The following is a 14,292-nucleotide window of genomic DNA, read 5'->3' as shown; positions in this document are numbered from 1 at the left end:
TGAGCAAACTACTACATGCATAGTGTTAACCTCATATAAAACTCTTTAGAATTAACCCTTTCTTTAATTGTATTTTTTTGGTATTCTTATATACGAGTCCTATTTTGTAATATAAGAACGATACCCATTGTAGAGCTGTAATACTCTTATCTCCTAATCTGTTATAGTTTTTATAACAGAGCAAAAAAGTGTACATACGTTGTACACTTTTTTTGTTACCACTATAAAACATCTCTTTTTCTATTTCCATCGTAAAATCCACCACGACTGTTTGTTAATGCAATTAATTGCTCTAATCCTTCTATATGATCACCAATAATTCGAAGGACAGCTGGCGGATGACCTATTTTTGCGAAATGTTCACTGGGACGAATACGGTTCATCTTATCAACATCGACACGACTTACACAAGCGATTTCAAAACCTGAAAGTACAGCTTTAACTTGTGCTACACAAGGTGACAATAATGATTTATACCCTATTTCCTTCAAACAAGTACGACTAAACGCATTAGGTACAGCAATAAGAGAGCCTACTCCTAAATCTTTTCTATCACAAGCTAAATTTAATGCATATTTAAATGCTGTTACAAGATGAAGTGGTACTCTCAAATCTAAATAATGATTTAAATCATTTAATGCGACATCCGTTCCATCTGCAATAGCTTTTGCAAAGGGATATAGCTCACTAGCTGGAATAACAAAATCACCGTCTATAAATAAAACAATTTCTCCTTTTGCAAAATAAGTTCCAAGCGAACGCCCCACATCGTTTCCAAGTGCTTCTTTATACACAATTGTTGTTGCTCCCTTGTCTTTTGCAATTGTTGCCGTTTTATCGGACGAACCATTTACAACAACGATGATTTCAAAAGGTTCAATTTTGCGAAGCTCTTCTATAACGTTTCCAATTGTCTTCTCTTCATTTTGTACAGGAATAATTACCGATAATTGCTCTCCTTTATACAAATTAGATGTAACGCCCCACCCTTGATAAAAATCTTCAAAATTTAGAGTATGATAGACACTCTCTCTTTTCCTATTTCCATCATAATATCCTCCGCGCCCATCGCTGCCTAATATCCGCTCTGCTACAGCTTCTATATGATCACCTATCATTCGTTTTTCAGATTGAGAAAGATCCGTGCCATATGCAGCATGCTCGAATGGACGAAATTTATTTGGCGTAATAACGTCAATTGCACAATGACGACTAATTCTCCATTTACTTTGTGCTAGGCGTAGATGAGCCACAATAGGATTAACAAAACATTCGTCTCCAATACTTTGCACAACTTCCTTCGTCAGCGCATGAGGTACAGATAATAAAGAATCAATTTTTAATTCTTCACGCTCTAACATTGCATTTAATATTTGGCGCCATACTGTCACGGAGTGCGGTTTTTGTTTCTTTAAAAATAATGCGTCCAAATTATTTAAAACGATGTCCGCCTGATCATGTAAAATCGGATTAAGGAATAATTGTAATTTTGAAGTTTGAATAGCAAAATCTCCATCTACAAACAGTAATACATCACCTATCGCATGTTTTGCACCAACCGCGCGTCCAACGTCGTTACCAAGTGACTCTTTATGCTGGATTACTGTACATCCTAAGCTCTCAGCAATCGCTTCTGTACCATCATTACAACCATTTGCTACTACAATAATCTCTACTGGATTCAATGGTTTTACCGATTGAACCACATCTGAAATCGTATCCACTTCATTACATACGGGAATAATAACTGATAACGACTTAGCCATTGTTTTCTTCACGAAACCATTTAATAGTTTCTTTCAATCCTTGTTCCCACGTTACTTTCGCTTGAAACTGAACGAGTTCTCTTAATTTCGTTACGTCTGGTCTTCTATTTGGAATCTCTTCAAATCCATGTGGATATACTTCCTCAAATGGAACGTGCACAATTTTGGAAATAGACTTCGTTAATTTTTTTATATCTTCCGCTACTACCCTTATATTTTTTTCATTCTCAGAACCTATATTAATAATTTCACCATTTACCTTCTCATCCATTGCACGAATTGTTGCCTCGACCGCATCACTTATATACGTAAAGCAGCGTGTCTGCTTTCCATCTCCATACACGAGAATATCGTCACCTTGCAAAGCCGCACGAATAAATCGTGGAATTACTCCTGCGTACGGACCATCTTTCGCTCTTGGACCATAAATATTAAAATAACGAACAATCGTTACAGGTAAACCTTCTAATGCGTACCCTAAACATAATGTTTCCTCTAACGTTTTACAAATTGCATAACTCCAACGTATTTTGGAAGTTGCACCGTATAAACGATCTCCTTCTTCAGAGAATGGCGGCTCTCCCTTTCCATATACTTCAGAAGTAGATGCAAATACTACTTTCTTCTTCCCTTTTAACGCTGCTTGTAAAATATTTCTCGTTCCATCGAAATTTGTTTCAATAAGCTCTACACTTTTTTCCATTGTAGTTTTGACTCCCAAAATTGCAGCTAAATGAAACACCACATCATGTTGATTCACTAATTCATAAATTGAATGTTTATCTAAAACGCTTATTGGAATAACCCGGAGCTCTTTCATTAACTCATTATGATATTTATTTTTTCCTTTATAGAAGTTATCCACAATAGTAACTTCATAACCTCTTTTCACCAACTCTTCAGCTAAATGCGAACCAATAAATCCTGCTCCACCTGTAATTAAACATTTTTCACTCATACACTCACCTTCTTTACGATTCCACGTGTATCTATTAATCGCTCAATCCCTTTAAAAAGATTCCAATCGATGCTAGAGTGATCCGTTACAATTAAAATACAATTTGCTTGTTTAATTCTTTGTTCATCTAATGGAACAGATTGATATAGTGTATCTCCAATTTTCGCTGTAGAAATATACGGATCATGATATTCTATCTTGTATCCTTCTTTTATTAATAATTGAATAATTGGCAACGCCGGTGATTCTCTCAAATCATTTACATCTTTCTTATATGCAATCCCTACTATTAAAACCGTTGCGGGTGATTGCACCACCCCTTTTACTTTCCCGATTATTTTCGCTGGCATTTCTTCATTAATTACATGTGCTGCCTCAATTAATTGACTAATTGCTCCAGCCTTTCTTATTCTCCATTGAAAATATAAAGGATCTACCGGAATACAGTGTCCTCCTATTCCTGGTCCTGGCCAATACGGAGTAAATCCAAACGGTTTTGTAGATGCCGCTTCAAGCACCTCATAAAAATTAATATTCAAACTTTCACAAAGTATATTTAACTCATTTACTAATGAAATATTAACTAAGCGCTGAATGTTTTCAAATAGCTTACACATCTCCGCAACTTTCGGAGAACTAACTGGAACAACTACATCAAATATAGTTCTATACAAATCCTGTACTTTTTGTTTACACTGCTCGGTTTGTCCACTAATAACTTTTGGAATTGTTTCAACTGAATACTGGCTATTCGCTGGATCAATTCGCTCTGGAGAATACCCAATATAATAATCTTCTCCTACCTTTTTACCTGTTTGAGAAATAATAGGAATGATAACTTCCTCCAGTGTACCTGGATATGTGGAGCTTTCAAAAATGAAGGTTTGTCCTTCTTGAAGGTGTTGTTGTATATAATGGGAGGCTGAAACGAGTGCACTTAAATCGGGTTCTTTATTCTCATTAATTGGCGTAGGCACAGTCACAATAACATACTCACTATTTTGGAACTCCGCAAAACCTTTATCTGGTGTATTTACTATTAATTTTCTCTCGTTCAATAAATTTTGTAATACGTTAGAAGAAACATCAGGAATATAACTTTCTCCTTTAATTATTGATTCTATCTTCCTATTATCTTTATCTAATCCAAGTACAGCATGTCCTCTTTCTGCAAAAAGGACCGCTAAAGGAAGGCCAACATATCCTAATCCAATAATGGTTACTTTACTACTAGCATTCATCTATATTCTCTTCTTCCCTTCTCAATTGTAGTATTATATCTCTATCCCTTTCTCCGTCTGTAAAACTCCCGCGCCCATTCGTATGTTGTAATAAATAAGCAATCGACTCAAGCTGATCACCGAAAATACGATCGAATGCAGGAATTCTTCCATTTACAAACCCATGTTGCTCTGGACGTACTCGATTTGTTTTTATAACATCTACAAATTCCACTGCTGTAATAGAGCATTCTTCTAAAATAGCTTTCATTTGAGCTAATGGTGGAATGATAAGGGAATCATATCCAATTTTCTCTATTACCTTTTTATGCATAGCATGTGGCACTGCCGTTAATGAGTTGTTCCATAAATCTGGTCGTTTCGCTACCAAATTCACGAAATATTTCCCCATACTAATTGGATCTGCCGGGTGAAACATATCTAACAAACATTGCAAATCATTTAACGCCACATCGTTTCCGTCTTCAATAGCATGCAAAAATGGAATTAGCTTTTTTGCCGGAATAGCAAAATCACCATCAACAAATAAACAAATATCTGCCGTAGCATGCATAGCCCCTATCGCTCGTGCTACATTATGTCCAAGTGCCTTCGCGAATTCAACTACAATAACATTCTCTAGCTTTGCTTGTTTAATTGTCTCGGTATCTGCTCCATTCGCAACAACTATAATTTCATCTACACCTGCCTTTTTCACTTCCTGTATGACAGATCTTATAGTCATTTTTTCTTCTGATACGGGTATAATAGCACTGTATTTCGCTTTTTCCTTTTGTAATAAAACTGGTTTATACTTCCCTATAAACTCTCTATCCCTGTTTCCCTCCGAAAAACCGCCACGTTTACCATATGTTTCGATTACGTATTGCAAAGCACACAAATGATCACCCATAATACGACTAGTCGCCTTCGGATAAGGAGAACCAGGTGATGTACCCGTATGCACAGGACGAACCTTATTCGTGTGAATTACATCGACCGAAGCCATATCGGCAATATCTACTCCTCTAGACATCGCCATCGCTTGAAATAGTGCTGGATCTGCTAAATTCCACCACCCAAGATTCTCAATAACATCTCGATTCATCGCATGTGGAATTGCGATTAAAGAACCAACAACAAGCTCTTTTTTATTCAAATAACGATTCAACATGAATTTTCCAACTGTCGTATAGTGTGGTCTCATCTTTAAATAAACAGACCATGTTAAATTATTCACAACAATTTGATGCCCTTGCTGAACTCCTTTCACGAAACGTTGTAGCTCTTTACTCTCAATAACGATGTCACCATCTAAAAACAATACAATTTCACCTTTTGCTTCTCTAGCTCCAATTGCCCTTCCTACATCATTACCAAGAGAATGTTTATAATAAATTACATGGCAACTATGCTGTAATGCGACTTCATTCGTTCCATCTGTCGATCCATTATCTACTACAATAATTTCATACGGCTTCAGCTTCTCCACTTCTACTAAAACTTGTGATAAAGTACTTGCTTCATTATGCGCTGGAATAACAACTGATATTCTCATACTTGTATCACTCTTACCCTTCCAAGCGAACATAAGCAATAATAGGAATACGCACAAGTACATCTTCAGGTGGTCCATAAGAAGGAGATGTACGAACACTTACTGCCCCGTCCGTAACAGATAAAAGAATACCTGCGACAATTTCGGCCGCTGTCACAACTTGCACTAATTCACCAATATGGTTACGCAATTCATCAGTAAATAACATATATAAGTCTCCTTTCTTACACTTCTTTCATTGATATAATACTTATAAATGGTAATAAAACTTCAGTTCCTATTCCTTCTTGCAGCGTTAAGAAATCGTCACCAACTGCTACAATAACACCTATTAACTGTCCAACTGTCACAGTAATTTCTACGTTTTTACCTAAATATTGCTTTGCAATTTCCTTAAAAGGTGATGTATTGCATTCTTTTAAAATGTTACAAATAATAGATTGAAATTGACTTGATTCTATAAACTCTTCCGTAGCTTGCTTAGAATTTCTTTGAATAAATTTCGCAAAGTTTTGTGAAAATAAAAGTCGTTCCACAGCAGGCAGTAACTTGTCATCTAAAAAATAGCCTAATTGTCTATTAAACAGTCTGGATAATTTATGCCAATATTTTCTGAACAGACACATATGCTTCTCCTCCTATTATTTTTAAAGTATAAAAATTTACATCCATACATCTTAATTTATACAAAGCAGACTTTTTTTGTGATAGGTAAGGCATACATTTTCTAAAAGAAATAATTGTTTCAGAGCATAAAAAAAGATCGATAGTTTCCCATCTATCTTTATGTATATATTAATTTTCAATTGTCACAATGGCAGCTACACCGTAATACACAAAATTCGTTTCGCATTGCGTGCATGATGCTTATGTATACTCATAAACCTCCCATTTTCCATTTATTTCATCATCGAACCGCACATATATTTCCTCAATACAAAAAAGACTATCCAAAAGGATAGCCTCTTACACTTCAATATTCCGCAACATCGTATAAATGTCGTTATTCACTTTACCAAATGATTTAATGTTATTTTGAATGTTAGATAATAAAACCACATATACACTACCATTTTTACTAAAACCATTTAAGCAATTCCAACCTGGCATTACACCGTGATTTGAATAGCTTCCTGGATCTACATACCAGCCAAATCCATAATCCTTTTTCACGGCTGTAAACATTTGATTATAACTCTCTTTTGAAATTAATTTTCCAGAAAAGAGTGCTTCATTAAATAAATATAAATCATGCGCGCTCGTATATATATCACCACAACCATATAGTTGTGACATGCTTGGAATATTAGGTGTTGTCATATTGTTATTCACTATTTTATAACCCGTTGATGGGAATCTTGTTTGTTCCAACGCTGTACCGAAACCAGAATGTTTCATACCCGCAGTCGCAAAAATATGTTGTTTTATATATTCTTCGAGCGACTGTCCACTTACCTTCTCAGCAATGTAAGCAAGTATAGAGTAGTTCGAATCGGAATACTTCCATTTCTCTCCTGGACTCCCGATACGCTTTTGATTTCCTATCCGCTTTATCAGTTCTTCATGAGAAATATCCTCTTTTCCCTGCTCATATTCCGGAATGCCTGATGTATGTGTTAATAGATGTTTTAACTGAATGCTATTACCTTGAGGAAAGTCTGGAATATACTTTGCAACTGTATCCTCTACTTGTAACTTATTTTGATCTTTGAGTTGCATAATAGCAGTCGCCACAAATGCTTTTGAAATAGAACCAATATAAAAGGTCGTCTCTGAATTATTCGGCACTTGCTTCTCTTTATTAGCCATGCCGTATCCTTTATTCACAAGAACTTTCCCATTCTTCACAATAACAGCTGTCCCACTAAATCCCATGCTCTGTAAATATTGATCCAATTGAGCGTTTTCATTAATTTCTTGAGGCGGTCCCTCAGCAGGTTTCTCTATAACTTGCGCCTGTTTTATCTGTTCTTCCTGTTCTTTTTGTTTTCTTTGTTTTTCAGCTTCTTGCCTTTTCACTTCTTCTATCTTTTTTATCTCTTCTTGCTTCTTCATTTCTGCTGCTGCTTTTAAAGTTTCCTCTTTTTTATTATGCGCAACAATTTTTGTATACATGAAATATACAAGTGACAGTAGTAGGGCTAGAATGATTGTTCTTTTTATGTATACAATCGACCGATTTGCTTTCCCATTAACAGTATTTTTTTCCTGATCCATGATTACCTTTTTCCCCTTATTTACCGATAATTTAATTCATCTACACAAGACTTATTTCAAATCATTTCCGCAGATTATGGACACTCCATTTTATGTCATCACTACTGTATCACGCACCGAACATATTACCAACCTATATGTTCAAAAAAGAAAAAGAAAATTTATAAAAGTAAGATTCCCTTTAAAAAATTAACAAAAAAAGAGGATATCCTGTAAAAGACTGTTGTTATCAATCTTTTTGGATATCCTCTTATCTAACTATTTACACGTGTTTTTTCATATCATCGGCAACAGATTCAACATTTGTACCTACGATAACTTGTACACTTGTGTTACTTAATTTCATAACGCCTTTTGCACCTGCGCGTTTTAATGCTGGTTCATTTACTAAACCTGCATCTTTCACTTGTAAGCGTAAACGCGTTGCACAGTTATCAATAACTGTTAAGTTTTCTTTTCCGCCTAAAGCTGCTACGTAAGTTTCACCAATTGAACCTGCAACTGGTGCATCACCCTCTTCAGCTAACTCATCTTCATCTTCATCTTCACGACCAGGAGTTTTCAAGTCGAACTTCTTAATTAAGAAGTAGAATACTACAAAGTAAATTGCTGCGTAAATTAAACCGATTCCTGCTAGTAACACTGGTTTTGTTGCAATACCAAAGTTTAAGAAGTAATCAATTGCACCGGCACTAAATGTGAAACCATCGTGAATGCCAAGGGATGTTGTTACGAATAAAGATATACCTGTTAACACGGCATGAATACCATATAATAATGGTGATAAGAACATGAATGAGAATTCAATAGGTTCTGTAATACCAGTTAAGAATGAAGTTAATGCTAGGCCACCTAACATACCTGTAACCATTTTACGTTTTTCTGGTTTAGCAGCTGCAATCATTGCGAAACATGCTGCTGGTAAACCGAACATCATAACTGGGAAGAAACCAGTCATAAACATACCTGCTGTTTTGTCCCCTGCAAGGAAACGAGCGATATCACCATTTACAACATTACCTGCTGCATTTGTAAAGTCACCAAATACGAACCAGAAGTATGTGTTCATTACGTGGTGTAAACCAATTGGGATTAATAGACGGTTTAATAGACCGAATAGACCTGAACCAACTGCACCTAAATTAACAATTCCATGAGCTAATGCATCGATACCATTTTGAATTGCTGGCCAAATTTGTGCGAATAGAATTCCTAATATTAGCATTACAACCGATGTAACAATCGGAACGAAACGTTTTCCAGCAAAGAAACCTAACCATTCTGGAAGTTTAATTTTATGGAATTTATTATAAAGGAATCCTGCTATAACACCGACAATAATACCACCTAAAACTTTCATATCCACTTTAGTCGATAATTCGGCTGCCTTAGATACTTGTGTCATTGTATCTGCAAGCTTAGATGGATCTACATTTGCGCTATTTCCTATTAAATCTTGGACTTTACCTAATTTATCTTGTAATTCTGCAGTAGAATATCCCTTACTAAGTGCATCAATACTGTTTTTCATAACCAGATAACCAATTGCACCTGCAAGACCTGCTGCACCACTACCATCAACTGAAAGACCGATTGCAATACCAATTGCAAAAATAAGTGCTAAATTATCAAAAACCGCTGCGCCGGCCTGTGCCATAACAGGAATATTAAATACATCTGGTTGCCCTAAACGAAGCAATAATCCTGCTGCTGGTAGTACGGCGATTGGAAGCATTAACGCTTTACCAATACGTTGTAAAAACTGCAACATCTTAATTCCCCCTATCAAATTTATGAAATCGTTATCATTATAAGTACGCTTTAGAAAACGCTTTCTATTTACATAACCATAATAACATATAGTTGTATAGATGTGTAGTTTTTATTTCCGAACTTTTTATGGATAAATCTCCTATTTCCAAACTGTTATATAAAAGGAAAATTTTCCTTTTATATCACGGAATAATCGAAACTGAAGACTCACTATAGAACATTCAACTTTCGTTTTATCATTCCACTTTTTCATGTTATTATTTATTTCCGAGCATATCGGGAAAAGTAAACTTAGTTAATTCGAAATAGGAGCGTTGGTACTATGCAGTGCATTGAAACAAACAACTTACAGCAGTTGTTAGAACAAGTAAAACCATATACGAAAAAAGGAAAACTTGCTACTTATATCCCCGAACTAGGAAATGCAAATCCAAATGATCTAGGGATTGCCATTTTCCATAAAGAAACAGAATATATCCATGCTGGTAACTCACAAACACTATTTACTCTTCAAAGTATTTCTAAAGTAATTACACTTGCTCTTTCCCTTTTAGACCGTGGTGAAGAATATGTATTTTCTAAAGTTGGAATGGAACCAACTGGTGACCCATTTAATTCTATTATTAAGCTTGAAACGACAAGTTCTTCCAAGCCTCTTAATCCAATGATTAATGCGGGTGCATTAGCTATTACAAGTATGCTAGCTGGTAATGATAACGAGGAGAAGATGGAACGCATTCTTCAATTTGTGCGTGATATAACAGACAATCCTACTATTAGTTATTCTTCTAAAGTTGCCACTTCTGAATTAGAAACAGCTTACTTAAACCGTTCACTTTGTTACTATATGAAACAAAATGGCATCATCGATAACGATATTGAAGAACTTATGGATTTATATACGCGTCAATGTGCAATTGAGGTTAACTGTATCGACCTAGCACGTATTGGTTTAATCTTTGCAATGGATGGATATGATCCTTATAAAAAGAAACAGATCATCCCTAAACATATTACGAAAATTTGTAAAACATTTATGGTTACTTGCGGGATGTATAATGAATCTGGTGAATTTGCAATTCGTGTTGGAATCCCTGCAAAAAGTGGTGTAGCGGGCGGCATTTTCGGCTGCGTAAAAGGCGAAATGGGAATCGGTATTTTCGGACCAGCTTTAGATGCAAACGGAAATAGTATCGCTGGTTTTAAAATTCTTGAATTACTTTCTGCCCAAGAAGGTTGGAGTATGTTTTAATTTAGAAGTTATCCTGCTATATTGGCAGGATTTTTTTATTTCACAAAAAATCCGTTCTACTAGGCATCAACACAATTCAAAAAAACAGTAATAAAAGTTCTCTTTATTATGCATATTTGCTCCCCCCTCCTGAATAATATAGTACAACCTAGCGCTGTATGTGGAGGTGTAAAAGATGAAACTCATATTTCAAATGGAGAAACAACCTGTTCTCGAAAAAACAATTCTTCTTTTTATATTGAGTATTGTAGAAAGTTTGAAACTAAAAGTTGTTTCACTCGATGAATCTCACCGATACATATTCAATTTAGAAGTGCTTGAACTATTAATGGATCGGAACATCGATGATCAAGTATTAGAACTTATTCATTTCGGAATGGGACTTGAAGACATTTACCATGTACTTCCCGAAGAACTTGAGCATAGTATTGAAGAACTGAAATGGCTTTGTATTCAAGTTTTAAGTGAGTACAGTATGCATGATGAAGAATGTGCACAACTAATTGAAGATATACGCTAAAAAGCACCTATACAGGTGCTTTTACTTTTTTAAACCTTTTTACACCAAAAATTTGTATAATACTTACAATCTTTCATTACCGTGAAAAGATTTCACGTCGATATATGCAATTTTTCAGTGTATTTCCAAGGAAATACTCGAATACTGTTTTCCCTATCCTTCTTACAACAATTGATCAATTCCAATAAGAATTAATAACACACCTGCAATTATAGTTGCCCATTTCCCTAAGTATTCAGCTAAAAATCTTTTACCAACATACGTAAAACCACTAATACAAATAAAACTAAAAACTCCAGAAATACATGCCGTAAGCCAAAGATTTAAATTTGTTACTCCAGCATCAAATCCACCTGCAATATTGTTTATGGACAATGCAACTCCTAAAACAATTGCTTCAGAAAAACTAATTGTTTTAGAACCATCAAAATCTGCTTTTTCTGGATTACGTAAAACCCCCATAAGTACACTACTATCTTTAGATTCTACGGTATCTTTTTGACTCAAGAAAGGCTGACATAAAATAAACACCCCGATTATTCCTAAAACGACTGCTCCAATAATGTTTGCTGTGAACTCTGAAATAAATAATGCGATCCAATTCCCAAAAAATCCAGCTAGTAAAGTAAATAAAAATCCAAAAAATGCGATGATAAAATTGTTAAGCCACGAAATTCGAATTTTACGAATGCCATATGCAATCCCAACACCTGCATTATCTAAATTAGACGCAATCCCGATTAAAAAAATTGAAAATAAACCTGCCGTACTCATCGTACAGTCACCCCTTTTCTCACTTTTCGTTGCATATTATGAAAATGTTGAGCAACTGTGCCTGTCTGTTTCATATACTTGTAATAAATGCTCAACATTTTTTCAACGATAGACAATAGAAAAGGAGTGCCTACATTATGCCCAATGGAAATCCAAATGAGCGGCTCGGTAAATTAATAAAGAAACTGTTAAAGGAGCGCGCTCTATCTATGCGCCAACTAGGAACACTTACAAATATTGATCCTGCAACAATTTCAAGAATAATTAATGGCAAACAACAACCGAAGCAAAACCATTTACAAAAATTCGCAAACTGTCTACAAGTTCCACCGCAATTATTACTTGATGAAATGTACCCTAACTCTCCACACATAAATAAGGAAAAAGCAGATATGTACACATCTCTCGATACAATTCAACAAACATTACAATCCTCTAACCTATTCGACTTCGAATACACAACAACTCGTGTAAAACAAGAACTTGAAAATTACGAGCGCTATGCTCAAACTACTGAAGGCGAAAAACGTATTCACGAGAGTTTCAAAAGTAAAATAGAACAAATTGATAGTGCTGGTCCTTTCATTGAGCAATTAACAAATATGTACCAACAATTTTGTACAGAAACCATTTCAACCGAAGAGCGTGCAATTATTGGGGGTGCCTTACTATATTTCATTTTATCAACAGACATTATCCCCGATTATCTTTTTCCAATCGGCTATTTAGATGATGCGATTGCCGTTGAATTAGCTAAAGAGAAATTAATTGAAATAAAACGAAAAACATAGAAAAATAAAGAACTATTTCAGTTGTTTATGTTCAACTCTGAAATAGTTCACTAAAAAAGCGTACAAGTACATACCTGTACAATTTCAATATACTAATCTATTTTTTTGTATGACACCATTCATATATGAACGCTGTTATTACTTTTGTAAATTCAATTAACTGCTCAACTTCAACTTTCTCATTTATTGAATGAGCTTCTTCTAATGTACCTGGTCCGTAAATAACAGCTGGAATGTTAAACTCACTAAACCATCCGCCATCAGTTACCGTTGCTGACATATCTAAAATTGCATTTTTAGATAAAATAGATTCATGTACTGAACTTAGCGTTTTGACAGCAACATGTTCGCTATCTACTTCTAAAGAAGGAAAAATTTCGCCACGCTCCACAATCATTGATTCTCCGCCCCACTTAAATTGTGGTGGGTTCTCTCTTAACCATGGATCTGCTGCTGCCACTTTTCCTAAATACTCTTCTATTTCTTCTATTATTTGTTCATGCGTTTCATTTGGATAAAAATGTACGGTTATCCACAATCGGCACTCATCCGCAATAAATGCCGCATGACGTCCTCCTTCAATAACAGCTGGATTAATTGTTGTTGTTCCAGATGGATAGCCTTCATATGTTTTCATGACTGCCCAATGACGCTCTAATTCTTGTAAGCTTTGGACAATCTTCATCATTTTCTCAATCGCACTCGCTCCAAATAGACGTCCTCCAGCATGGATCATTTGTCTACGTGTTGCATCATGAAACGTTTGCGGGCTTTTCACTGTAATCCATCCAGTAATTACGCCGCCCTGCCCTTGCATATGTAAATTACTTGTATCAACTACTACTGCAAAATCAGCATCATAACCACGCTTACAACATTGAAGTGTCCCTGCTTCTCCTACTTCTTCGCCAATTACCGATTGAAAAATTAAATCTCCAGGTAATTCAATCCCCACTTCTTCTAAAAGCTGAATAGCAAATAAGGCTCCAGCTAGTCCACCTTTCATATCTGCCGCGCCTCTCCCAACTAACCAACCATCTTTTATAAACGGCTCAAACGGCTTTGTTTCCCACGGTTCGTCCTTTGATACTTCTGCAACATCTATATGTCCATTAATAATGAGACTTTTATGTGACTCACTTGCTGTCCCCTTTTTCACTCCAACAACATTCGGATCATTTGGATATACATCCCACTTATCAATACTAAAATCTCGTTTTTTTAGAAACTCCGCAACAAATTCTTGCGCCTCATTTGTATTTCTTGCTGGCGGTGCTGGTGTTGCAAAACGAATTAAAGTTTTTGTAAGTTCTAGTAGCTCCTCTTTTCGTAAATCAATCTGTTCTAATAGCTGTGAAACTTCTTGATTCATTGCTAATTTCCCTTTGCATACGTAGTATGTTTCCAAATTTATTTTCACAAAAAAAGAGACTGTTTACAATCTTACAGTCTCCAAATTAATC

Annotated in this window: 14 protein-coding genes; 3 read left to right on the top strand and 11 right to left on the bottom strand. The window is 35.5% G+C overall.

Annotated elements, in window-relative coordinates; genetic code table 11:
- Window positions 1-31: 31 nt before the first annotated feature.
- The 9 genes from AC0IXC_RS25805 to nagE form a co-directional block, all read right to left on the bottom strand.
- Window positions 32-250, bottom strand: a complete 219-nt coding sequence (locus AC0IXC_RS25805; RefSeq protein ID WP_002125049.1) for a hypothetical protein — start codon at window positions 248-250, stop codon at window positions 32-34.
- Window positions 222-1,766: a glycosyltransferase family 2 protein gene (locus tag AC0IXC_RS25800; RefSeq protein WP_002166984.1), complete on the bottom strand. Its 1,545-nt coding sequence runs from the start codon at window positions 1,764-1,766 to the stop codon at window positions 222-224. Before AC0IXC_RS25800 ends, AC0IXC_RS25805 begins: the two co-directional genes overlap by 29 nt.
- Complete coding sequence (locus AC0IXC_RS25795; protein ID WP_471653549.1) at window positions 1,759-2,724, bottom strand: NAD-dependent epimerase/dehydratase family protein; 966 nt, start codon at window positions 2,722-2,724, stop codon at window positions 1,759-1,761. Before AC0IXC_RS25795 ends, AC0IXC_RS25800 begins: the two co-directional genes overlap by 8 nt.
- Window positions 2,721-3,965 carry a nucleotide sugar dehydrogenase gene (locus tag AC0IXC_RS25790; RefSeq protein ID WP_471653548.1) on the bottom strand — a complete coding sequence of 415 codons (1,245 nt, stop codon included), beginning with the start codon at window positions 3,963-3,965 and terminating at the stop codon, window positions 2,721-2,723. Before AC0IXC_RS25790 ends, AC0IXC_RS25795 begins: the two co-directional genes overlap by 4 nt.
- Window positions 3,955-5,502 (bottom strand): glycosyltransferase family 2 protein, encoded by a 1,548-nt coding sequence (locus tag AC0IXC_RS25785; protein WP_002029616.1) that lies wholly within the window; start codon window positions 5,500-5,502, stop codon window positions 3,955-3,957. Before AC0IXC_RS25785 ends, AC0IXC_RS25790 begins: the two co-directional genes overlap by 11 nt.
- A gap of 13 nt (window positions 5,503-5,515) precedes the next feature.
- The gene (locus tag AC0IXC_RS25780; RefSeq protein ID WP_471653547.1) at window positions 5,516-5,710 is read right to left on the bottom strand and encodes an LSm family protein; all 195 of its coding nucleotides are present in this window, start codon (window positions 5,708-5,710) and stop codon (window positions 5,516-5,518) included.
- Window positions 5,711-5,726: 16 nt separating this feature from the next.
- Window positions 5,727-6,128 carry a DUF2642 domain-containing protein gene (locus tag AC0IXC_RS25775; protein WP_471653546.1) on the bottom strand — a complete coding sequence of 134 codons (402 nt, stop codon included), beginning with the start codon at window positions 6,126-6,128 and terminating at the stop codon, window positions 5,727-5,729.
- A 340-nt stretch (window positions 6,129-6,468) separates the two neighbouring features.
- Window positions 6,469-7,719, bottom strand: a complete 1,251-nt coding sequence (locus AC0IXC_RS25770; protein ID WP_088038351.1) for a serine hydrolase domain-containing protein — start codon at window positions 7,717-7,719, stop codon at window positions 6,469-6,471.
- 262 nt (window positions 7,720-7,981) lie between these two features.
- Window positions 7,982-9,490 carry an N-acetylglucosamine-specific PTS transporter subunit IIBC gene (gene nagE / locus AC0IXC_RS25765; RefSeq protein WP_088038350.1) on the bottom strand — a complete coding sequence of 503 codons (1,509 nt, stop codon included), beginning with the start codon at window positions 9,488-9,490 and terminating at the stop codon, window positions 7,982-7,984.
- A 324-nt stretch (window positions 9,491-9,814) separates the two neighbouring features.
- Here nagE and glsA point away from each other — a divergent pair, with 324 nt between their 5' ends.
- Window positions 9,815-10,744 (top strand): glutaminase A, encoded by a 930-nt coding sequence (gene glsA, locus AC0IXC_RS25760; protein ID WP_060749412.1) that lies wholly within the window; start codon window positions 9,815-9,817, stop codon window positions 10,742-10,744.
- Between the two features lie 175 nt (window positions 10,745-10,919).
- Window positions 10,920-11,264: a DUF3969 family protein gene (locus tag AC0IXC_RS25755; RefSeq protein WP_002125038.1), complete on the top strand. Its 345-nt coding sequence runs from the start codon at window positions 10,920-10,922 to the stop codon at window positions 11,262-11,264.
- 162 nt (window positions 11,265-11,426) lie between these two features.
- On the opposite strand, the gene ytaF is transcribed toward AC0IXC_RS25755, so the two are convergent.
- Window positions 11,427-12,038, bottom strand: a complete 612-nt coding sequence (gene ytaF / locus AC0IXC_RS25750) for a sporulation membrane protein YtaF (RefSeq protein WP_002029603.1) — start codon at window positions 12,036-12,038, stop codon at window positions 11,427-11,429.
- A gap of 137 nt (window positions 12,039-12,175) precedes the next feature.
- Here ytaF and AC0IXC_RS25745 point away from each other — a divergent pair, with 137 nt between their 5' ends.
- Entirely contained in the window at window positions 12,176-12,829 is a 654-nt protein-coding gene (locus AC0IXC_RS25745; RefSeq protein WP_002029602.1) for a helix-turn-helix domain-containing protein, read from the top strand.
- A 97-nt stretch (window positions 12,830-12,926) separates the two neighbouring features.
- On the opposite strand, the gene AC0IXC_RS25740 is transcribed toward AC0IXC_RS25745, so the two are convergent.
- Window positions 12,927-14,249: an acetylornithine deacetylase gene (locus AC0IXC_RS25740; RefSeq protein ID WP_471653545.1), complete on the bottom strand. Its 1,323-nt coding sequence runs from the start codon at window positions 14,247-14,249 to the stop codon at window positions 12,927-12,929.
- Window positions 14,250-14,292 lie beyond the last annotated feature (43 nt).

This window comes from Bacillus sp. AC266 (assembly GCF_979253805.1).
This window is presented reverse-complemented; position numbering and strand designations above follow the sequence as displayed.

Coding starts and splice junctions, on each gene's coding strand:
- AC0IXC_RS25805 (WP_002125049.1), bottom strand. CDS start 250: ATGGAAATAGAAAAAGAGATGTTTTATAGTGGTAACAAAAAAAGTGTA.
- AC0IXC_RS25800 (WP_002166984.1), bottom strand. CDS start 1,766: ATGGCTAAGTCGTTATCAGTTATTATTCCCGTATGTAATGAAGTGGAT.
- AC0IXC_RS25795 (WP_471653549.1), bottom strand. CDS start 2,724: ATGAGTGAAAAATGTTTAATTACAGGTGGAGCAGGATTTATTGGTTCG.
- AC0IXC_RS25790 (WP_471653548.1), bottom strand. CDS start 3,965: ATGAATGCTAGTAGTAAAGTAACCATTATTGGATTAGGATATGTTGGC.
- AC0IXC_RS25785 (WP_002029616.1), bottom strand. CDS start 5,502: ATGAGAATATCAGTTGTTATTCCAGCGCATAATGAAGCAAGTACTTTA.
- AC0IXC_RS25780 (WP_471653547.1), bottom strand. CDS start 5,710: ATGTTATTTACTGATGAATTGCGTAACCATATTGGTGAATTAGTGCAA.
- AC0IXC_RS25775 (WP_471653546.1), bottom strand. CDS start 6,128: ATGTGTCTGTTCAGAAAATATTGGCATAAATTATCCAGACTGTTTAAT.
- AC0IXC_RS25770 (WP_088038351.1), bottom strand. CDS start 7,719: ATGGATCAGGAAAAAAATACTGTTAATGGGAAAGCAAATCGGTCGATT.
- nagE (WP_088038350.1), bottom strand. CDS start 9,490: ATGTTGCAGTTTTTACAACGTATTGGTAAAGCGTTAATGCTTCCAATC.
- glsA (WP_060749412.1), top strand. CDS start 9,815: ATGCAGTGCATTGAAACAAACAACTTACAGCAGTTGTTAGAACAAGTA.
- AC0IXC_RS25755 (WP_002125038.1), top strand. CDS start 10,920: ATGAAACTCATATTTCAAATGGAGAAACAACCTGTTCTCGAAAAAACA.
- ytaF (WP_002029603.1), bottom strand. CDS start 12,038: ATGAGTACGGCAGGTTTATTTTCAATTTTTTTAATCGGGATTGCGTCT.
- AC0IXC_RS25745 (WP_002029602.1), top strand. CDS start 12,176: ATGCCCAATGGAAATCCAAATGAGCGGCTCGGTAAATTAATAAAGAAA.